This is a genomic window from Mycobacterium sp. NPDC050441 (assembly GCF_040655355.1).
In the GTDB taxonomy this organism is placed as follows: domain Bacteria; phylum Actinomycetota; class Actinomycetes; order Mycobacteriales; family Mycobacteriaceae; genus Mycobacterium.
On the sequence record NZ_JBFAJS010000001.1, the window covers coordinates 71,350 to 91,665 of the forward strand.

General features: G+C 65.6%; 20 protein-coding genes. 6 read left to right on the forward strand and 14 right to left on the reverse strand.

All coding sequences use genetic code 11. The annotated features are described in order from the left end of the window. Positions 1–109 precede the first annotated feature (109 nt). Genes AB0I14_RS00420 through AB0I14_RS00440 form a run of 5 tightly spaced genes read right to left on the reverse strand, consistent with a single transcriptional unit; the run spans position 110 to position 3,102 of the window. On the reverse strand, positions 110–379 hold the full coding sequence (locus AB0I14_RS00420) for a hypothetical protein (protein WP_358014263.1): 270 nt from the start codon (positions 377–379) through the stop codon (positions 110–112). Beyond that, positions 376–1,776 (reverse strand): dihydrolipoyl dehydrogenase, encoded by a 1,401-nt coding sequence (gene lpdA / locus AB0I14_RS00425; protein ID WP_358014266.1) that lies wholly within the window; start codon positions 1,774–1,776, stop codon positions 376–378. The genes AB0I14_RS00420 and lpdA overlap by 4 nt, the downstream gene beginning before the upstream one ends. 30 nt (positions 1,777–1,806) lie before the next feature. Continuing rightward, positions 1,807–2,301, reverse strand: a complete 495-nt coding sequence (locus tag AB0I14_RS00430) for a hypothetical protein (protein WP_358014269.1) — start codon at positions 2,299–2,301, stop codon at positions 1,807–1,809. Then, positions 2,294–2,572, reverse strand: coding sequence for a putative holin (locus AB0I14_RS00435; protein WP_358014272.1), 279 nt, complete (start codon positions 2,570–2,572; stop codon positions 2,294–2,296). The genes AB0I14_RS00430 and AB0I14_RS00435 overlap by 8 nt, the downstream gene beginning before the upstream one ends. Positions 2,573–2,607: 35 nt before the next feature. Beyond that, positions 2,608–3,102: a DUF779 domain-containing protein gene (locus AB0I14_RS00440; RefSeq protein WP_358014275.1), complete on the reverse strand. Its 495-nt coding sequence runs from the start codon at positions 3,100–3,102 to the stop codon at positions 2,608–2,610. A gap of 28 nt (positions 3,103–3,130) precedes the next feature. Between AB0I14_RS00440 and AB0I14_RS00445 the strand changes: the two genes are divergently transcribed. The 3 genes from AB0I14_RS00445 (at position 3,131) to AB0I14_RS00455 (ending at position 8,632) form a co-directional block, all read left to right on the forward strand. After that, positions 3,131–5,173, forward strand: coding sequence for a prolyl oligopeptidase family serine peptidase (locus AB0I14_RS00445; RefSeq protein ID WP_358016649.1), 2,043 nt, complete (start codon positions 3,131–3,133; stop codon positions 5,171–5,173). 60 nt (positions 5,174–5,233) lie between these two features. Then, on the forward strand, positions 5,234–6,409 hold the full coding sequence (locus AB0I14_RS00450; protein WP_358014277.1) for a neutral zinc metallopeptidase: 1,176 nt from the start codon (positions 5,234–5,236) through the stop codon (positions 6,407–6,409). Positions 6,410–6,706: 297 nt separating this feature from the next. Next, entirely contained in the window at positions 6,707–8,632 is a 1,926-nt protein-coding gene (locus AB0I14_RS00455) for a peptidase (RefSeq protein ID WP_358014280.1), read from the forward strand. Positions 8,633–8,752: 120 nt separating this feature from the next. Here AB0I14_RS00455 and AB0I14_RS00460 read toward each other — a convergent pair whose 3' ends face one another. The 7 genes from AB0I14_RS00460 to AB0I14_RS00490 form a co-directional block, all read right to left on the reverse strand. After that, positions 8,753–9,598, reverse strand: a complete 846-nt coding sequence (locus tag AB0I14_RS00460) for a hypothetical protein (protein ID WP_358014283.1) — start codon at positions 9,596–9,598, stop codon at positions 8,753–8,755. Between the two features lie 36 nt (positions 9,599–9,634). Continuing rightward, positions 9,635–10,492 (reverse strand): polyphosphate kinase 2, encoded by an 858-nt coding sequence (gene ppk2 / locus AB0I14_RS00465; protein ID WP_358014285.1) that lies wholly within the window; start codon positions 10,490–10,492, stop codon positions 9,635–9,637. A gap of 63 nt (positions 10,493–10,555) precedes the next feature. Next, positions 10,556–12,085 (reverse strand): aldehyde dehydrogenase family protein, encoded by a 1,530-nt coding sequence (locus AB0I14_RS00470; RefSeq protein WP_358014288.1) that lies wholly within the window; start codon positions 12,083–12,085, stop codon positions 10,556–10,558. A 197-nt stretch (positions 12,086–12,282) separates the two neighbouring features. Continuing rightward, positions 12,283–12,873 (reverse strand): hypothetical protein, encoded by a 591-nt coding sequence (locus AB0I14_RS00475; RefSeq protein ID WP_358014291.1) that lies wholly within the window; start codon positions 12,871–12,873, stop codon positions 12,283–12,285. 36 nt (positions 12,874–12,909) lie between these two features. Then, complete coding sequence (locus tag AB0I14_RS00480; protein ID WP_358014294.1) at positions 12,910–13,416, reverse strand: hypothetical protein; 507 nt, start codon at positions 13,414–13,416, stop codon at positions 12,910–12,912. 404 nt (positions 13,417–13,820) lie between these two features. After that, positions 13,821–14,393, reverse strand: a complete 573-nt coding sequence (locus AB0I14_RS00485; protein ID WP_358014297.1) for a PA-phosphatase — start codon at positions 14,391–14,393, stop codon at positions 13,821–13,823. Beyond that, positions 14,390–14,920 carry a mycothiol transferase gene (locus tag AB0I14_RS00490; protein ID WP_358014300.1) on the reverse strand — a complete coding sequence of 177 codons (531 nt, stop codon included), beginning with the start codon at positions 14,918–14,920 and terminating at the stop codon, positions 14,390–14,392. Before AB0I14_RS00490 ends, AB0I14_RS00485 begins: the two co-directional genes overlap by 4 nt. 54 nt (positions 14,921–14,974) lie before the next feature. Between AB0I14_RS00490 and AB0I14_RS00495 the strand changes: the two genes are divergently transcribed. Both AB0I14_RS00495 and AB0I14_RS00500 read left to right on the forward strand, forming a co-directional pair. Continuing rightward, a complete protein-coding gene (locus AB0I14_RS00495; RefSeq protein ID WP_358014303.1) occupies positions 14,975–16,507 on the forward strand; it encodes a serine/threonine-protein kinase in 1,533 nt (510 codons plus the stop codon). Then, entirely contained in the window at positions 16,507–16,995 is a 489-nt protein-coding gene (locus AB0I14_RS00500; protein WP_358014306.1) for a hypothetical protein, read from the forward strand. Before AB0I14_RS00495 ends, AB0I14_RS00500 begins: the two co-directional genes overlap by 1 nt. 13 nt (positions 16,996–17,008) lie before the next feature. On the opposite strand, the gene AB0I14_RS00505 is transcribed toward AB0I14_RS00500, so the two are convergent. Beyond that, positions 17,009–17,983, reverse strand: a complete 975-nt coding sequence (locus AB0I14_RS00505) for an IS481 family transposase (protein WP_358014309.1) — start codon at positions 17,981–17,983, stop codon at positions 17,009–17,011. Between the two features lie 107 nt (positions 17,984–18,090). Then, entirely contained in the window at positions 18,091–18,477 is a 387-nt protein-coding gene (locus AB0I14_RS00510; protein WP_358014312.1) for a VOC family protein, read from the reverse strand. A 75-nt stretch (positions 18,478–18,552) separates the two neighbouring features. On the opposite strand from AB0I14_RS00510, the gene AB0I14_RS00515 reads away from it, so the two are divergent. Next, on the forward strand, positions 18,553–20,298 hold the full coding sequence (locus AB0I14_RS00515; protein ID WP_358014315.1) for an amidohydrolase family protein: 1,746 nt from the start codon (positions 18,553–18,555) through the stop codon (positions 20,296–20,298). The last annotated feature ends 18 nt before the right edge of the window (positions 20,299–20,316 follow it).

A 20,316-nucleotide genomic window follows, 5' to 3' on the forward strand; every position in this document is an offset into this window, starting at 1 on the left:
GACGGGCCGCAGCCCGATCTGTTCACTTCGACATTCGCCCAGGGCGTTCCGGTCCAGAAGCGGAAAATCGCTCGAAACGCACGCCGTGTTGTTGTGCGATCACACAAACCTAGAGGTAGGTGACCCCGAGCAGCACCAGCGAGAACAGCACCGGGGACACCGGCAGTGTCCACAGGAACGCCGCCAACGTATGGGACTTCTGCTGGTACTTACGCCAGCCGAAGTAGCCGGCCGCGGCCCCGCCGATGAAGGACAGGGCCGCGACCAACAGCACCCAGATGTTGACCCGGGAACCCTCGGTCGCCAATGTGATGGCGGCCAGCCACGCCATGTGGCCGGCCACCAATCCGGCTATGCCGGCGACGATTTCGTTTCTCAAAAGTTGATCATGTGGCCGGCCAGACCGTGGAAGCACTCCTGCAGCGCCTCCGACAGGGTCGGGTGGGTGTGCACGTTACGGGCCAACTCGTTGGCGGTCAGATCCCACTTCTGCGCCAGGGTCAGCTCCGGCAGCAGTTCGGAGACATCCGGCCCGATCAGGTGTCCGCCGATCAGTTCGAGGTGCTTCTTGTCGGCGATCAGCTTCACGAAACCGGTCGGGTCCGCCAGTCCGTGCGCCTTGCCGTTGGCGGTGAACGGGAACTTGGCGACGACGACGTCGTACCCCTCGGCCTTGGCCTGCTCTTCGGTGAGCCCGAAGCTGGCCACCTGCGGCTGGCAGAACGTGGCGCGCGGCATCATCCGGTAGTCGCCCAGCGCCAGAGTCTCTGCGCCGGCGATGGTTTCAGCGGCCACCACGGCCTGGGCCTCGGCGACGTGGGCCAGCTGCAGCTTGCCGGTGACATCGCCGATCGAGTAGATGCCGGGCACGTTGGTGCGCATGTAGTCGTCGATGCCGATGGCCCCGCGGTCGGTCAACGCGACGCCTGCGGCCTCCAGGCCGAAGCCCTCGACGTTGGGCCCGAAACCGATGGCCTGCAACACCTTGTCGGCCTTGAGCTCCTCGGTCTTGCCGTCCTTGCTGACGGTCACCTTGACGGAGCCATCGGCTCCTTCATCCACGATGCCCTCGACCTTGGTGCCGGTCAGGATCTTCACGCCCAGCTTCTTGTACTGCTTCTCGATCTCCTTGGAGACCTCGGCGTCCTCGTTGGGCAGCGCGCGGGGCAGGAACTCGACGATGGTGACGTCGACGCCGTAGTTCTTCAGCACGTAGGCGAATTCCATACCGATCGCACCGGCGCCGGCGATGATGATCGAGCCCGGCAGGTCGCGCGAGAGGATCTGGGTTTCGTAGGTGACGACGTTGTCGGACAACGAGGTACCCGGCACCAGCCGGGTCGACGACCCGGTCGCGATGATGGCGTTGTCGAACGTGAGCTCCTCGGTGCCGCCGTCGTTCAACTTCACCGACATCGCCTTGGGTCCGGTGAACGTTCCGTAGCCGTGGACCTCGGTGATCTTGTTCTTCTTCATCAGGAAGTGCACGCCGGCGACGCGACCGTCGGCGACCTTGCGGCTGCGGTCGAAGGCGGCACCGTAATCGAAGGTGGCCTCACCGCTGATGCCGAAAGTCTTGGCTTCCTTGTTGAAGATGTGCGCCAGTTCCGCGTTGCGCAGCAACGCCTTGGACGGGATACAGCCGACATTGAGGCACACGCCGCCCCAGTACTTGGGCTCGACAATTGCGGTATTCAGCCCCAGTTGGGCGGCACGAATGGCCGCGACGTATCCACCGGGACCAGCTCCGAGAACGACAACGTCAAAGTGGGTCACGACCCCACCCTAGTGGGCCGCGCAATGGTCCTACCGGGCGATCCAGCCGAACACGTAGGCGCCGTAGAAAACCGCCGCTGCGGCCATCGCCGCCAGAGGCGCTGACATCAGCGCGATGGCCAGGGCCGATACCACCGGTTTGCGCTGCGCCGTCGATGCCAGCAGAGCACCGACCGTGGTGGCGACGACGTAGGCGAGCGCGATGAACACCGGCCAGGTCTTGTCGGCCGACTGATACCAGTAGTAGTACAGGCCCGCGCCTGCCGCGGCGGAGACGAACCACACCGCGGCCAGCACGCCCACCAACGTCCACCACTTCACCGACAGATAGGACCCCTCGACCACAACGGACGGGGCCGGCACGGGCACCGGCGCCGACGGGGCATCGTCGGATTCCACCTGGTCCGGGGTCATGTCCTCGGCGGGTGTCACGGCGGCCGGCGATTCGTCGGCGACGATCTCGTTTTCCCCGGTGTCGAACAGCGGGGTGAAGTTGGCGGTGGAGGTGTCGACGTCCTCAGCCATGGGATGCCACCTGGATGATCGCCAGCGCGCCGAACCAGCCGGGCGCGATGGCCAGGGCGAAGGCTCCGAGTGCGGTGACCCAGCGCCGACCCGAGACGAGGACCAGGAGCGTCCCGAGGACACCGGGTACCCCCAGGACGAGGGCGATCACCGCATCGGGCCGGACGGAGACCGTCACCAGCAATGTCGTGGCGATCCCTACCAGCAGCCCGACCGCTACGCCGACCGACATTGCGCCGGTCAGCAGCCACGCCCGTGGCAGCGGAATCACTCTTCGACGATAACGCCGCGACCCGTGGCGACCCGCTACATCCGTGCGGCGCGTCCCCCGGGTACCGGGCAGGCGTCGGCGGCTTCGTCGACGAGGTGGCTGCCGTTATCGGGCGGACGGGCGCCGGCGCTGTACTGCGCGCCCGTCACCGGGGATTGCTCGGCCAGCAGCGCGTTCTCCTCGTCGGTGAAGGCCCGGCCACGGGACAGGAACCGCATGCCCTCGGGCGCTTCCAGGCTGAACCCGCCGCCTCGGCCCGGGACGACGTCGATCACCAGCTGGGTGTGCTTCCACGCCTCGAACTGCGGGCCGGAGATCCATATCGGCACGCCGCCGCCCACATCGAGCACCGCCAGCACAATGTCGCGGTCCCCGACGATGAACTCGCCGTCGGGGTAACACATCGGCGACGATCCGTCGCAGCAGCCGCCGGACTGGTGGAACATCAACGCCCCGTGGCGCTCCTGCAGCCGCGTCAGCAGATCGGCGGCGGCCACGGTGATCAGGGCCCGTGCCGGTGCTCGACTCATCACGTCCTCGCTTCCGCCCCGGGCAGTGGTGTTGTTCAGCTCACAGTACGCGCGCAGTCACAATGGACGGGTGGTTGAGGATCCCTATCTGTGGCTTGAGGACATCACCGGCGACGACGCGTTGGCGTGGGTGCGAGCGCACAACGAGCCGACGATCGCCCAGTTGAGCGGTGAGCGTTTCGAGACGATGCGCTCCGACGTGCTGGAGATCCTCGACACCGACGCGCGCATCCCCTACCCGGGGCGCCGTGGTGAGTACCTGTACAACTTCTGGCGCGACGAGGCGAACCCGCGCGGCCTGTGGCGGCGCACCACGCTGGAGAGCTACCGCACCGAGGAACCCGACTGGGACGTCATCCTCGATCTCGACGAGCTGGCCCGGGCCGAGGACGAGAACTGGGTGTGGGCCGGCCCCGAGGTGATCGAGCCGGATCACACCTTGGCCATGATCAGCCTGTCCCGCGGCGGCGCCGATGCCACCGTGGTGCGCGAGTTCGACATGCGGACAAGGGAATTCGTTTCCGGTGGGTTCGAGTTGGCCGAGGCCAAGTCCTCGGTGTCCTGGGAGGACGAAGACACGCTGCTGGTGTGCACCGACTTCGGCGAGGGCTCGATGACCGAATCCGGGTATCCGCGGATCGCCAAGCGCTGGCGCCGTGGCCAACCGTTGACCGAGGCCGAGACCGTGTACGAGGCCGAGCCAACCGATGTCCGGGTGATCGCCTCGATCGACCGGACCCCGGGCTTCGAGCACACCCGGCTGGGCCGCTACACCGACTTCTACCACCGCATCCGCTACGAGGTGCGCGACGGCGAGCTGATCGAACTCAAGGTCCCGACCGACTCGTCGCTGTCGTTGCACCGCGAGTGGTTGCTGATCTCGCTGCGTACCGACTGGCAGGTGGGTGAGATCACCTACCCGGCCGGCGCGCTCCTGGGCGCCAACTTCGACGATTTCATCTCCGGCACAGCTGATCTCGCAATGATCTACGAGCCCGACGAGCACAGCAGCCTGTCCAGCGTGCAATGGACCAGAGACAAGCTGATCCTCATCACGCTGCGCGATGTCGCCAGCCACGTCGAGGTCGTCACGCCCGGGACATGGGAACACCGAGACGCACCGGACATTCCGCCGGCGACCGACACCATCGTCGTCGACATCGACCATCTCGGCGACGAGGTGTTCTACAACTCAAGCGGATTCACCACCCCGTCGCGGCTGCTGCACGGCACCGCCGGCGGCCCGCTGGTCGAAGTCAAGTCCGCACCGGCGTTCTATGACGCCACCGGCATCGACGTCGAACAGTATTTCGCGACCTCCAAGGACGGCACGAAGGTTCCGTATTTCGTGGTCGGACGCCGCGACGAACCGAGCCCGACCCATCTCTACGGCTATGGCGGATTCCAGAATTCGTTGACACCGGGCTACATCGGTGGCGCGGGGCGTGCCTGGCTGGAACGCGGCGGCACATACGTGCAGGCCAACATCCGCGGCGGCGGCGAGTACGGCCCGGGCTGGCACAAACAGGCGATGCGGGAGAACCGCCATGTGGTGTACGAGGATTTCGCCGCGGTGGCAGCGGATCTCGTGCGCCGCGGTATCACCACTGTCGAGCAGCTCGGTGCGTCCGGCGGCAGCAACGGCGGGCTGTTGATGGGCGTCATGCTGACCCATTACCCGGAGTTGTTCGGGGCACTGGTTTGCAGTGTCCCACTGCTGGACATGAAGCGTTTCCACCTGTTGCTGGCGGGTGCGTCGTGGGTGGCCGAGTACGGCAATCCCGACGACCCGGCGGACTGGGAGTTCATGTCGAAATATTCGCCGTACCAGAATATTTCGGAGTCGGCGACGTATCCGCCGATCCTGATCACCACCTCGACCCGCGATGACCGGGTGCATCCCGGCCACGCCCGGAAGATGACGGCGGCGCTGGAGGCCGCCGGGCACCGGGTGCTGTACTACGAGAACATCGAAGGTGGACACGGCGGCGCGGCCGACAACAAGCAGGCCGCGTTCAAGGCCGCGCTGACCTACGAGTTCCTCTGGCAGATGCTGGGCGACCGGGCCTAGCGGAAAGTTTGCGGGAATTCGTGCGCAGCCGCGCCTGGTCGGGGCAGTAACGTACTCGAAATGCAGTCGTGGGGTCCGTTCGGTCCGCCGCCCAAGTCCTGGGACAACAACAATCCCTTCGACGCAGGCGCCGACCCGTTCACACCAGCCAAAACTGGCAATGCCCAGCCTGCGGACCCCTGGGCTTCAGCCGTCGATCCGTGGGGCGCAGCGCCGTCGGGTCCGCCGGCACCGCCGCAGCATCAGCCGGGCTATGCGGACCCCTGGGGAGGGCCCTGCCCTGCATATCCGGCGCCTTTGCCGACGCCGGTACCGAAAAGAGGTCCGCGCCCCGCCATCCTGATCGGCTCGGCCGCAGCCGTTGTCGTGGTGATCGCACTGGTCACAGCCGGGGTTTTCGTGCTCAATAAGCAGGGCACCGCCAGCGCCAGCGAGCCGGTCAGCCCCGCAGTCGCGGTCCCCACCCGCGAGCTCACGTCCGCGCCGTCGTACACAGCCACCACGACGCCGCACCCAACCACCACCAGTTCGCAGCCCGTGCCCACCGGTGAGGCGGCGTTGGGGCAAAATCGCATGTTCGCCAGCTTCGACGCGGGGCTGGCCAAACAACCATGCAATCCCGTCGGTTGGCCGAGCGACGCAGCGGCGGCCCAGATCTTCTACCAGACAGCGGTGTCGTGCATGGACACGGCGTGGAAGCCCCTGATCACTGCGGCGGGAATCGAATTCCGTAGTCCCAAGGTGTCCCTGGCCGAAGGATGCGATAGCGACGGGATGCGCGGCTTCGCAGGCCTGTACTGCAGTAAGACCGAAACTCTGTACGTGCCGCTTTCCAGCCTGTCCCCGAAAAAAGACAGCGCTGAGGTGATCTTCAACCTGGCAGTGCTCGCCCATGAATATGGCCATCACGTCCAGAACCTCATCGGGGCCTCAGACGAAATGTACAAACAGGCGCGAGCCGTGGGCGAGCAATCCGAACCAGGACTGGAACTGTCGCGCCGCCTGGAGCTTCAGGCGCAGTGCTTCTCCGGCATGTTCGTCGGCTCCATCGTCGACACCGGAGGCCGGTTCACCGTGGCCGATTACCAGGTGATTGCAAATGGCAATTGGAATTCCGTTACGCCACGCGACCACGGATCGGCTGAGCACTATGGATCCTGGTGGGATCAGGGCTACCGCCTGAACAAGATCGGCGAATGCAACACCTGGCTATCCCCTGCAAGCGATGTGTCGTAGCGGCGAGAGCTAGCTCGGTACTCCACGCCGGTAATCATCGGCAGGTCCCGGCAGCCCGCTCGGATCGCGCCGTAATTAACGGATGGGTCACGAAACGCTGACGATGGATCTCGATCGGCATCTTCGCCCGTGTGCCGTGGGTAACCTCCAGGCCGGGTGATCGGTTCATGCCCCGCGACAATGATTTTCGGCTTCTCCGCAGTGTGTGCTGCGCTCACCGAGAGGGAGCTTCCGGGCATGAGGCCGCGTGGTCTGCGATCAGGAAAATGTTCAGGGATCGCAACCAGGAGAAGGCCTTTGAGGCTTCTGTCGGTGATCATGGCCGTCGTGTTGACCGCCGTGGCAGCCGGGCCCGCAATGGGTTCAGCCGCCGCCGATCCCACGCAGACCCGCTACTCGCTGGTGAACGGCTGCTACCTGATCGACACTCCGACCGGACCAGTGGCCCCGGCGGCCGGGCCGTATCGGATGCAGGCGACCGGGCTCGGTGAATACCTGCTCTACGGCCGGAACCAGGAGGTGCTCAACGCCACGCTACGGTCGGTCAATACCGTCAGCACGCCGTCGTTGACCTCGATGTGGCGGGTAGATGGTTCTGGCACAACCGGTTTCACTCTCACCAATGCCGCAACCAAGCTCAGCGGAGCCGTCACGTTCGTCCCCGCGAGCGGGTGCGCCGAGTATCCCGAGGCGAACGACGGAACCACGGGAATTCCGGGGTCGGGTGTCGGCCCGGACGGGTCGATCGTCGGGACAGTCGACCCGCATGTGCATGTCACCGCCTACGAGTTCATGGGCGGCAACTTCCACTGCGGACGCCCATGGCATCGCTTCGGTGTCACGTACGCATTGCCCGACTGTGCGCCGTACCGCACCGGGACCAACGGACTGGTCGCCAGTTTCCTCGATTACGGCGAGCCCTTTCACGCCTCCGACACCCGCGGTTGGCCGACCTTCCGCGACTGGCCCAAACCGTCGGTGCTCACCACGGAAAACACCTACTGGACCAGCATTCAGCGGACCTGGAAGGCCGGTCTGCGCATGATGACCGTCGACCTGGTCGACAACGAGTCGCTGTGCATGCTGATGACCAACCGCCGAAACACCTGCAACGACATGACTTCCGTGCGCACCCAGGCCGCCAGCTTGCGCGCACTGCAGGACTACATCGATGCCCAGTCCGGCGGGCCCGGACAGGGCTTCTTCCGCATCGTGACGGATCCCGCCACGGCGCGCCAGGTGGCCGCGTCCGGCAAGCTCGCGGTGGTCATGGGCATGGAGCTGTCCGACCCGATGAACTGCGGCGTGATTCTGGGCCAGCCGAAATGCGGGCGGGCCGACATCGACCGCTGGCTCACCGAACTCCGAAACATCGGCGTCAGCAGCTTCTTCCCCATCCACAAATTCGACAACGCCTTCGGCGGAACCAAGATGGACCCTGCGGCCACCGGCCTGTTGGTCAACGCAGGCAACTTCATGCAGACCGGCACATTCTGGAATGTCCAGTCCTGCACCGGCGCCGAGTCCGACAGCACGCAGCTCTCGGTGCCGCTCGCCGGCAATGTCAATCAGTTCCTGGCCAAACTCGTCGGCCCCCTCATCGGTGGGGCGTCGCTGCCGCTGTACGCCGACGGACCACACTGCAATATCCGCGGCCTGACCGATCTGGGCCGATACCTGATCAACGCGATGATCGACCGGGGCTTCCTGATTGAGATCGACCACATGGATGAGGTCACCGCGGACCAGGTCATGACGATCATCGAACAACGTCAGTACCCCGGCGTTGTGTCCTCGCATAGCTGGGGCTCCACACGCACCATCCAACGTGTCTACGCCGTAGGCGGTTTCGCCACCCCGTACGCCGGCGGGCCCGGGAGCACGATCGGAGCCTGGCGTCAGGCCCGCGCCATGTACCGCCCGAGCCCGGACTTCGGGTTCGGCTTCGGTTCCGACATGAACGGCCTGGCACCCCAGGGCGGGCCGCTCGGCGCCGGCGTCGTCAACTATCCCTTCACCTCGCACGACGGCAAGGTGACTTTCGACCGGGAACGTTGGGGCGAGCGCACTTTCGATATCAACACCGACGGCACCGCCACCTACGGCAGCTATGCCGACTGGCTCGAGGCGATCCGCGTCCAGGCCGGCCCGGAGATGATGACCGACATGTTCCACGGCGCGGAGATCTATCTGCGCCTATGGGAACGTGTTCGGGGAGGCTAGGCCAGCCGGAGGCGAGTCCGTACCCCCGGGACAGGATCGTCTGATGTCGCGTCTCCTACCCCACGGTCGTCATGAGCGCCCGGGAACGACCGTACGGTAGAAATCCGCGCAGCCTGAGCCTCAATCCCGACGCCGCAGCCCACCCAGCACCGCGACGAAGATCCCGAACACCACCAGCCCACCGCCGGCAGCCAGGGCGAGGTTGAGCCATTGGTGCAGGCTGCCGATCGCGTGGCCGACCATGGCGTCGGCGATCTGACGAATGTCCCCGCTGGTGTGGTTGAGGGCCTCGTTGAGATAGCGCCGGCCCGCCTCCAACCCGGCCCAGCCAGCAGCACCGACCAGTAAAGCGGAAATGCCCAGTGCTGCAAGGGCTTTACCGCGAGCGCGGGCGGCGGCCAGAGTCAGTAGGGCGAAAACGCCGGCCAATACGGTCACCCCGACGCTGACCCACGGGCCCCACACTGCCAGTGGACGCAAGATCCCTGGCCGCAAACTGTCCGGCGCCGATGACGCGATGGGGACCGTAAGTGTCTGCGGCACTTCGATTCCGAAACCGGACAGGGTTTCGTGGAACGAGGCATCCGAGAGCATCGGGGCCACATCGATCACCCAGCTGCCGTTCTCATTCCGGGACAACCGGTCGGTGAACATCCAGGTGTGCGCAAGCTGGTTGGCCAGCGCGAACTGCCCGGGGAAGTCCGGGCCTGCGGTGTAGGCACCTGCCACAGCACGGATCCGCCGCGAGTCGACCTGGGCGCCGTTCTGCGCCGCCAGGGATTGCACCTGGGTGGTGAGTTCACCGGCGACCGCCTGCTGTAACTGAGGGTCGGCGGCCGCGCCTGCAGCGAAGGACGAGTAGCCCTGCTGGTCGATGATGTTCTTCTGCACCCACGCCGACGGCACCGCAGCCGCGAGCAGAATCGTCGTCAGCACCCACAGGAACAGCGTCATGACGAAGCGCACGCCGTCCTCCTAGTTCTCGGGCGGCGGCCAGACTGTTCAGTCCGACAGGGCACGCCCAACGATCAGCGGATCGGCGTGGCCGACCACCTCATAATCCTTGTTGTCGTAATCGAACTTACCGAGCACGTAGCGCATGGCGTTGATGCGGGCGCGTTTCTTGTCATTGCTCTTGACCACGGTCCAGGGCGCCATTTCGGTGTCGGTCCAGGAGAACATGTCTTCCTTGGCCGCGGTGTAGTCGTCCCACTTGTCCAGCGACGCGAGGTCAGTGGGTGAGAGTTTCCACTGCCGCACCGGGTCGACCTGGCGGATGGTGAACCGGGTGCGCTGCTCGGATTGCGTGACGGAGAACCACAGCTTGGTGAGGCTGATGCCGTCGTTGACCAGCATCTGCTCGAACAACGGGGCCTGACGGATGAACTCGGCATGCTGTTTGGGCGAGCAGTAGCCCATCACCCGCTCCACCCCGGCGCGGTTGTACCAGGAGCGGTCGAACAAGACGATCTCCCCGGCGGCGGGCAGGTGTTGCACGTAGCGCTGGAAGTACCACTGCGTGCGCTCTTTTTCGGTGGGCTTCTCCAGCGCGACGACGCGGGCCCCGCGGGGGTTGAGGTGCTCCATGAACCGTTTGATGGTGCCGCCCTTGCCTGCGGCGTCGCGTCCCTCGAAGACGATGACGTGCCGCAGCCCGTTGCCCTGGCTCCACTTCTGCAGCTTCAGCAGTTCGATCTGCAGCAGCCGCTTCTGCTCCTCGTACTCTTGGCGCGACATGCGGTCCTCGTACGGGTAGTTCTCCCGCCAGGTGTCGACGACCTCGCCGCCGGGTTCCAGCAGCAGCACTGGGTCGTCATCGTCGTCGTCACGGACCGCGTAGCCGGTGATGTCCAGAGTCACCGGCCGACGGTATCCACTCCGGCGAACACGAAGGTGTCGCCGGAGTGAACGGCCGGTACGTCGTTACTTGGACTTCCGGCGCGGACGCGCCAGCGCCAGCTTGGTCAGCAGCTTGTTCATCCGAACAATCGCCTTCTCGGAGTTGTTGTAGTAGCTGCCGCCGGCGCCCACACTGGTGCGCGGCACCACCACGGTCTCCTGCTTGCAGAACTTGCGCACCCCGTCGACACCGCCGAAGCGCGCACCGATGCCCGAGGTCTTCCAGCCGCCCATCGGCGCGGTGGTGCACATCAGGTTGGAGATGACGTCGTTGACGTTGACCGCACCGCAATCAAGCTGCAGCGCAATGGCCTTGGCCCGGTCGACATCCTTGGAGAACACCGAGGCGCTCAGCCCGTACGGGCTGTCGTTGGCCAGCCGCACCGCTTCCTCGACCGAGGACACCTTCATGATCGGCAGTGTCGGACCGAAGGTCTCCTCGGTCATGCAGGACATCGAGTGGTCGACGTCGACCAGCACGGTCGGCTCGAAGAAGCTGCCCCCGCCCTCGGGGCGCTTGCCTCCGGTCAGCGCCTTGGCGCCGGCGGCGACGGCCTCGTTGACGTGCCGTTCGGTGATCGCCACCTGGCTGTCATCGATCTGGGAGCCGAAGTGGTAGCCCTCCCCCGTACCCATCTTGAGGTTCTCGACGGCTTTCACGGTGGCGGCGACGAACTGGTCGTAGACCGGATCGAGCACATAGACCCGCTCGACGGACACGCAGGTCTGGCCGGCGTTGAACATCCCGCCCCACACCGCGGCGTTGGCAGCCAGCTCGACGTCGGCGTCCTCGAGCACGATCATCGGGTCCTTGCCGCCGAGCTCCAGGCTCACCGGGGTCAGACGACGTGCCGCACGCTCCATCACCTTGGCTCCGGTCGCGCAGGAACCGGTGAACTGGACGTAGTCGGAGTTGTCGATGACGGCCTCGGACACCGCACGCGCACCCTGCGCCAGGGCAAATACCTCGGGCGCACCGGAATCCAGCCAGCCGCGCAACAGCACCTCGGCAGTCAACGGGGTGCGCTCAGACGGCTTGAGCAGCACCGCGCACCCGGCGGCCAGGGCGCCGATGGCGTCCATCATGGCGTTGGCCACGGGGTAGTTCCACGGCGCGATGATCCCGATGACGGGGCGCGGCCGGTAATGCACCGCGATCTTCTTGATCGACATGATGGGCAGCGCGGCCGGACGCGTGTCCGGCGCCATCGCCTCCTCGACGACCTTGATGTAGTACGAGAGGATCATGATCAGCAGCGGGACCTCTTGTGCGGCGTCCATGGCCGACTTGCCGGTCTCGGCGATCAGGAGTTTCTCGATCTCGTCGCGGTGGTCCCCCAGCCACACCGCGTAGCGGGCAAGGACCTTGGCGCGGCCTTTGGCGCCGCGGGCCTCCCACTCCTTCTGCGCTTCCCGCAGACCGGCCGCGATACGCGGCACGTCGGCGGCGTCGGTCCAGGTCACCTGGCCGGCGACGGCACCGGTCGCGGGGTTGTAAATAGTGCCGGAACCCGTGAACTCTCCGGTCAGAGCTACATCTGGCGTCGCTGTCATGCGGCCTATGTTAATCGCCGTTTGTGACGCACGTCGCACCGGGGTTGACACCTGTCAAGTTGATGGTCGCGCCTGGGTACCCAGATCGACGAAATGGCCGCCCCGCGGGTGTGCGTGAGCGGCCATCTCGTCGAATTCGAGGGGCGTCACCCAGAGCGCGGCGACCCCTCATCACCGCCCTCTGCGCCGCCGGAGCCTCAGTCTTCAGACGCCTTCTTCGGGCTGAGCTTCTTGGCCGTCTTGTCGGCCGCTTCCTTCACCTTCTTCACGACCTTGTCCACATTCGCTTTTGCCTTGCCCGCCCGCTGCTCAGCCTTGTCCTTGGCACCGTTCAGCTGGGTGTTGAGGCTGGTGACGCGGGGCTTGAGCTTGTTCACCTTCGGCGCATCGGCGCCTGGCTCATCGCCACCGGCCGACAGCTGGGCACGGTTGAGATTGTTGGTGGGCAAGCTGCCGTCGTCGTTCACGTCGACCCCGAGGGCGTTCGCGGCCGCGACCCGCACGGCGTTCCTCGCACCGAGCATCTGGTTGTTGCGGAACTGCATCAGCGAGCCGTCACCCGTCGGATCCTCGGGAATGTGGTTGGTACCCCCGCCGAGCTGCTCGGGGAGCGCTTCGGCAAGCCCCTCGATGGCGGGATCGATCGCCCATTGCGGCGCATCGATGTACTCGCGGACCGCCTTGTAGACCGCGACGTTGTCGCCGGACGCGATCGCCTGGGCAACCGAGACGATGCCGGCCGCTCCCAGCACGACGCCGTTGACGGTCCGTACTGCCGACTCCTGCACCCCTTGAGCGAGCGCCGCGGCGTAGTTCTCGTTGGGTCACGGGGTATCGACTCCGAGTGCCGCAGCGAACTGAGCGTTGATGTCATCCCGGAGGCCCAGGAGTTCGTTGTTACGGAACTGCATGAAGGTGCCGTCGCCGGCCGAGGTGTTGGTCACGTGGTCCGAGCCGCCACCGAACTCATCCGGCAACGTGATGGCAATCGCCTCGATGAGCGGATCCGCGACATAGACAGGTGAATCGACGATCTGCCGAATCTGGGAGAACAGCCGCTCGTTGTCGCCGGCCGCAATCTGGGCCGCGAGGACCAGCGGAATGAACGGCGCCTGGACGAACTGGTCGGCAAGCCGTTGGCCGGCCAGGAACGCCAACCCGGCTTGATTCATGCCGGTGAAGTCCGCCAGGAGCGCGGCCTGGGCATCGACGATGCGCGGCGGCGTGGGTGTCGATGCTGCGACCGGAGTGATCGCGACGACGCCGGCGGCGGCGACGGCGACGCATGCGGTGAGTCCGCTCGAGACACGACTGTTGACACGACTGTTCATTGGTGAAATCCCCTCGATGACTTGCTATTTGGGCTGACCGATTGCTCGGCACGCGCCGAAATTTACCCTTCGCTAATCAAGATCTCAGGTTTTTCTCAGGTGACAATTTCCAGTTTTTGCGCATGCAAATACCCAGTCTTTCGACACCGTTGCCGCAAAAGTCGAAAAGTAGCCTTTTGCGCAGCTCGCGTCGGCGCCAGAGGTTTGCTGAGGCGCACCTCAGATCCGAAAGTCTTGCGGAATGCAACACCAGACAGCGACCGACAGAACTGAACTGTCAACTGGTACTTGATGGTTAATCGATCTTGAAAATGCACTGCGGAGATCGCGTGCCGTTCCGCGCCTGACGGCTCCGCGGCTTGCGTTGCCACTGCGTGAAACGTCGGCGGCAGACAGATGATCGCTCAGCGAAGATCAGGTGGGGCGCTACCCACCTGGTCGTATTGCCCATCACGGGCGAAAAGCGCAGCGATACACACGACCGAGGTGCCCAGCAGCACCCCGCCGATCGTGTCGGTGAAGTAGTGAAAGGTCATCGACAGGCCGAACATGCCGAGCAGGACGATGCTGACCGCCACCACCAGCGCCCACAGGCGCATGCCTGCCAGCAACACGAGCAGGCTCGTCACCGCCACGAGGAAGGTGGTGTGGCCGCTGGGATAGGCCAGCGCGCCACCCTTCTCCCTGCCGAAGATCGGCTTGATGAGGCGCACGATGGTGATCGCCACCAGCGGGCTCACCACCATGGCCAGCGCCAACCGTCTGCGGTGTTGCCGCAGGGCCACGATGATGCCGACGAGCAACGCGGCCGCCACCAGCAACGGCTCGCTGAACACCAGGAACACGCCCCGGTACGAACCGAGCTCGATCCCGACGTGCTGAAACCAGTCGTCGATCGGCACCGGTCCCGCGTGTACCGCCCAGCCGAGCAGCACCATGGCGGTGAGGCCGACCACCGGCCACCACCGGGTGGTCAAGGGATGACGCCGCGCAGATACGCGGCCTGACCCAGGTGCTGGGCGCAATCGTCGATGATGCTGACCAGCCGCGCGCTCGCCGTCACCGGCGGATTCCACCGGGTGTCGACGATGCGGCCGAGTTCCTGGGCGGTCACCCCGGCGATGTAGGCCAGCGTCACCTTGTGCACTCCGAGGTAGTACCCCGCCAGCAGTTCGGCCGAGGCGTGCACCTTCGCAACGTCCTCGGGGCTGTGGCCGTACCCGATGTCGTCGGCAGGCAGGTCCAGCCCGAACCGGTCCTTCCAGCCGTCACGGGTCCACACCTGTTCGATGCCGGCGATATCGCACAACTGCAGGTCCTGGCAGCGCGCGCTGTGCCAGATCAGCCAGGCGATGCTGTTGGCCTGGGGGGTGGGCCGGTAACTCGACACCTCCTCGGTCAGCCCGTCGGTGAGATCATCGACATGCTCGATGAGCCGGGTGAATGCGTCGCGCAGCAATTCGCGGACGGCATCGGAATCAGCGTCGGAATCAGCGGCAGCCATGGCCTCGACGCTACTCGCGAATCGGCCCGCCACCGGTCCGACTACCATCACGGAATGCCGTTGAATACCGGTGACGTGTTCGCCGGGTACACGATTCAACGTCTACTCGGTTCAGGCGGCATGGGCGAGGTGTATCTGGCCCAGCATCCGCGGCTCCCCCGTCAGGACGCACTGAAGATCATGCCGTCCTCTCTGACCGGTGACGCCCAGTACCGCGACCGGTTCAACCGCGAGGCCGACATCGCCGCCTCGCTCTGGCATCCCCACATCGTCGGCCTGCATGATCGCGGCGAATACGAGGGCCAGCTGTGGATCGCGATGGACTACGTCGACGGCACCGACGCCTCCAGACATGTGCGTGAGCGTCACCCCGGCGGGATGCCGCTGGGCGAAGCGGTCGAGATCGTCGCCGCCATCGCCGAGGCGCTCGACTACGCCCATGAGCGCAACCTGCTGCATCGCGACGTGAAGCCGGCCAACATCCTGCTGACCGGACCGGAAGTGGCTCGCCGACGAATCCTGTTGGCGGACTTCGGTGTTGCCCGTCGCATCGACGACATCAGCGGAATCACCGCCACCAACATGGCCGTCGGCTCCATGGCCTATTCCGCTCCCGAGCAGCTCCTGGGGCAGGCGATGGATGGGCGCGCCGACCAATATGCGCTGGCGGCCAGTGCATTTCAGCTCCTGGCCGGGCACTCGCCGTTCCATCACTCCAACCCGGCCGTGGTGATCAGCAAGCAACTCAACGAGCCCCCGCCGAGCCTGCGGACCGAACGCCCCGAACTGGCATACCTGGACGAGGTGATGCTCAAGGGGATGGCCAAGGACCGGGCCGGCCGCTACCCGCTGTGCGGCGATTTCGCCAAGGCGCTCGCCAGTGCCCAACCGACCGCCACTCCGGCAGCCCCCCTCATGCAGCGGCCCCCCACACCGCAACCGCCGCCACCGGTGTCGCCGCAACAGGTCTCGCCCGAGCCCCCGAGGGTCATCACGGCCCCGACTTTCACGGCACCCACTCACCCGGTGGTCGGCGTCACGCACTCCTCCCCCCACTGGTCGGGTCCGAGCCCGATCCCACAGCCTCGCCACCCCCAGAAGAGCAGTGCGGCAAGGGTTGTGGTGCCCACCGTGCTGGCGGCGCTCCTGGTGTGTGCCATCGGTTTCGCGATCAGTCAGTTCGTTCGCGATGCCCCGGTCGCGCGAACCACGCCGTCATGGCAGCCGTACGTGGACGCCGCCCAGACCTTCGCGCTGCACACCGTCACCGTCAGCGCAGACACCGTCGATACCGATCTCGCGATGATCATGGACGGCGCTACCGACGAGTTCCGCGCCGACCTGCAGAACCAGGCCTCTCAGATCAAACAGAAGGCCAAAGACCTGGGCGTCAAGACCGACGGAACCGTCACCGGAGCGGGCGTCGAATCGTTGTTTTCCGAAGAGGCCGTCGTACTCGTCACCGTCGACACCAAGGTCACCGTCACGTCCAACCGGGTCGGTGTGGTTTCGCTGCAACGGGTCAGGGTCACCGTTGAGCACGTCGACGGCAGCTACAAGGCCTCAAAGCTGGAGTTCGTGAACTGATGAGTACACGCACACGAGGCTGGACGCTGTCGGTCGTCGCCCTCTTCGTGGGGATCGTCATCGCCGCCGGCCTGGGGTTCTGGCAATTGTCGGTCAAGAGCACCCCGGCGCCCACGCCGATCGCCGACAGTGACCATGCACGCGAGCAGGTCACCGATTTCGTGAAGACCAATGTGGTCAAGGTGCTGAGCTTTACCCCGACGATCAGCCGGGGTGAGATCGACGCGGTCACCACCGTGCTGACCGGCTCCGCCGTCGACGACTACCGGAAGACGATCCGCGCGAAGGCCGACAACGTCACCCAGACCGCGACGGTGCGCAACACCGGTGTGGAATCGCTGACGGCAGACGACGCGAAGGTGGTGGCGTTCGTCGACCAGAACTCCGAGACCGCCGGCGGTCCGTCGACCAAGGACGCAGTGGCCTACCGGGTCAGTCTGACCCGTGTCGACGGGGACTGGCGGATCTCGGAACTCGAACAGCTCTAGGTGTACTCGGCAGTCAGGTTGGTGACAGTCGGCTGATCGGTGGAACTCCTCCGATGGCTGAGTGGCGTCGTTGATTGTTGTACTGGTCGAGCCATGGGGCAAGAGCGGCGGTGCGGTCGTTGTTGGTGACGAAGATCTGTCGGTATGCCCACTCGGTTTGCAGGGTGCGGTTGTAGCGCTCCACTTTCCCGTTCTGCCATGGGCAGTGGGGCCGGATGAACTTGTGCGTGGCGCCCAGGCCGGCGATGACCGCTGCAACGGCGGTGGAGCGTCGGTAGCTGAAGTGATTGTCGGTGATCACCCGTTCGATGGTCGGGATGCCGTGGGCGGCAAAGTAGTCGGCGGCGCGTTGCAAGAAGGCCGCGCAGGTCTGTCCCTTCTCGTCGCCGAGAATCTCTGAATAGGCCAACCGGGAATGGTCATCGACGACGGAGTGGACGTAGTCGAATCCGGTTCGGGCCGCCTTGTGGGCGTAGGTGTCGCCCGCATCCCTGCCGTGTGCCTTCCAGCCGCCACCTTCAGGGATGCGGCCAATCTTCTTGACATCCATGTGGATTAGCTCGCCGGGACGGTCCCGTTCATAACGGATGGTGGTCGTCTTCGACGCGCGGATCGGTGCACCGGTCAACGGATCGCAGTCACGCAGGTACGGCATCTGATGGCGACGCAGGATCGCCGAGACCGTACGGGCCGATACGTCGAGCTCGGGGCCGATCCAATCCTGTCCCCGCCGTGATGAACGGCGCAGGTCGATCACCTTCGTTTCCACTGCCGCGCTACTGCGTCGCGGGCAATGACGCGGTCGCGAGGACCGGTCAACCAGCCCTTCCAATCCTTCCTCGCGGAACCTGGACACCCATCGATGAGCGCATTGACGGGAGACACCGAGTTCGGCAGCGACATGAGCCACCGGTCTACCGGCACCCACAATCCGATCGATCAACAACTGACGCGCGAACACCGTCAACCGAGCATTAGCGTGTGACACGAGGACCTCCGTGGTGAGTAGAGACGTCAGACATCTCCACTAAGCCCGGAGGTCCTCCCTTTCACAGCCAAACCGACAACAACGTCCCTGCCGAGTACATCTAGGGGCTACTGGGCCGCAGCCCCGTGGAACACCGCCTCGACGTTGTTTCCGTCGGGATCGCGGACGAACGCACCGAAGTAGCCCGGGTGGTATTCGGGCCACAGCCGCGGCGCGTGCAGCGACTCGGCACCCAAACCCAGAGCCGCGTCGTAGAACGCCTGCACGGCATCCGCGTCGGCCGCATGGAACGCCACGTGGATTTCCCGGTTGGGCCCACCGGCATCGCCGGCACTGGCGTCGGCGATCCAGAAGTCCGGCTTGCCCTCACTGCCGTAGCCGATCGCAACCTGGTAGTCCATTTGTCGGCTGTACCCGAGTACGCCCAGCACAGAGTCGTAGAACTCCTGCGATTTGGCCCAGTCTGTGCAGTTGATTCCAAAGTGATCGATCACCGTTCGATCCTTGCACCCGACACCGACACGTCGGCACCTGTTCCCCGAACGGCCGCGGCGTCGTACGTTAGTTAGGTGACCTACGACTTGTGTATCCGCGGCGGCACCATCGTCGACGGCCTGGGCGGTGAACCGTACGTTGGCGACGTCGCCGTCCGCGACGGCGTCATCGTCGAGATCGGCACCGGAGCGGGTTCCATCGATGGGACCGCCGAGCGCGAGATCGATGCCACCGGGCTGTTGGTCACCCCTGGTTTCGTCGACCTGCACACGCACTACGACGGTCAGGCGATCTGGTCGGAACGGCTCAATCCCTCTTCGGCGCACGGGGTCACCACGGCCGTGATGGGCAACTGCGGCGTCGGGTTCGCGCCGTGCCGCCCCGACGATCACGACGTGCTCGTCGACGTGATGGCGGGCGTGGAGGACATCCCCGGCGTGGTCATGGTCGACGGTCTGCCGTGGACGTGGGAGACGTTCCCCGAGTTCCTCGACGCGTTGTCGTCGCGGCACCTGGACATCGACGTGGCGGCGTTCCTGCCGCACTCTCCGCTGCGGGTGTATGTGATGGGGCAGCGCGGCATAGATCGAGAGCCCGCGAACACGGAGGATCTGGCGCTGATGCGCAAGCTCGCCGCCGAGGCCGTGCACTGCGGCGCACTGGGTTTCGCCTCGTCGCGGCTGACCATCCACAAGACCGAGAGCGGACGGCCAATCCCCAGCTATGACGCCGGCTACGCCGAGATCGAGGCGATTGCCCGGGGCGTCGACGACGCCGGGGGCGGCCTGATCCAGTTCGTGCCGGACCTGGTCGCCGGAGACTACGAACCGGCGCTGCAGACGGTGTTCGACGTGGCCGCCGACGTCGGATTGCCGGTGACGTTCACGCTGGCGATCGGCAACGCCGGCCCGGCGTTCTACGAGGACGCACTGCGCATGGTCGAGAAGGCCAACTCGAACGCGGCGGCAGCTGATCCCGTCGTGACCGCGCAGATCTTCCCCCGCCCGATCGGGCTCGTGCTCGGCCTCGAACTGTCCGGCAACCCGTTCGTCCTCTACCCGAGCTACCGCGAGATCGCCCACCTACCGCTCGCCGAGCGGGTCGCCGAGATGCGCAAACCCGAAGTCCGCCAACGGATTCTGGCCGATTCGCCGGCCAGTGACGGGCATCCGCTCATGTTCGCCGTACAGGCCTGGGACTACATGTACCCGCTGGGCGATCCGCCCGACTACGAGCCCGACCCGTCGAACGCCATCGGTTCGCGCGCCCGCGCCCGGGACATCGACCCGCTCGAGGAGGCCTATGACCGGCTGCTCGACGACGACGGGCACGCCATGCTGCTGGTCACGCTGGCCAATTTCCGCGACAACTCCCTCGACACCGTTGCCGAACTGATCCGCCGCGACGACGTGGTGTTGGGGCTCGGTGACGGCGGGGCGCATTACGGGATGATCTGCGACGCCAGCTTCCCCACCTACCTCCTGACGCACTGGGTCCGCGACCGGGGCGAGGGCACGCTGAGCGTCCAGGATGCCGTCCGGGAACTGACCTCGGTGCCGGCCAGGGTCTCCGGATTGGCCGACCGCGGTCGAATTGCGTTGGGCTACAAGGCCGATCTGAACGTCATCGACCATTCGGCGCTGCGCTTGCACCGGCCCGTCGTCGCCTACGATCTCCCCGGTGGCGGACGGCGGCTCGACCAGACCGCAGACGGCTATGTCGCGACCGTCGTCTCCGGTGAGGTCATCGCCGAGAACGGCGTGCCGACCGACGCGCGGCCCGGCCGGTTCGTGCGCGGGCGCCAATCTGCTCCGGTCTGACAGGTCGGGCACCCCGCG

Excerpts from the sequence above, each read along its gene's own strand:
- AB0I14_RS00430 (WP_358014269.1), bottom strand. The coding sequence starts at position 2,301 with ATGGCTGAGGACGTCGACACCTCCACCGCCAACTTCACCCCGCTGTTC.
- AB0I14_RS00440 (WP_358014275.1), bottom strand. The coding sequence starts at position 3,102 with ATGAGTCGAGCACCGGCACGGGCCCTGATCACCGTGGCCGCCGCCGAT.
- AB0I14_RS00450 (WP_358014277.1), top strand. The coding sequence starts at position 5,234 with ATGCAGTCGTGGGGTCCGTTCGGTCCGCCGCCCAAGTCCTGGGACAAC.
- AB0I14_RS00470 (WP_358014288.1), bottom strand. The coding sequence starts at position 12,085 with ATGACAGCGACGCCAGATGTAGCTCTGACCGGAGAGTTCACGGGTTCC.
- AB0I14_RS00480 (WP_358014294.1), bottom strand. The coding sequence starts at position 13,416 with ATGAACAGTCGTGTCAACAGTCGTGTCTCGAGCGGACTCACCGCATGC.
- AB0I14_RS00490 (WP_358014300.1), bottom strand. The coding sequence starts at position 14,920 with ATGGCTGCCGCTGATTCCGACGCTGATTCCGATGCCGTCCGCGAATTG.
- AB0I14_RS00495 (WP_358014303.1), top strand. The coding sequence starts at position 14,975 with ATGCCGTTGAATACCGGTGACGTGTTCGCCGGGTACACGATTCAACGT.
- AB0I14_RS00500 (WP_358014306.1), top strand. The coding sequence starts at position 16,507 with ATGAGTACACGCACACGAGGCTGGACGCTGTCGGTCGTCGCCCTCTTC.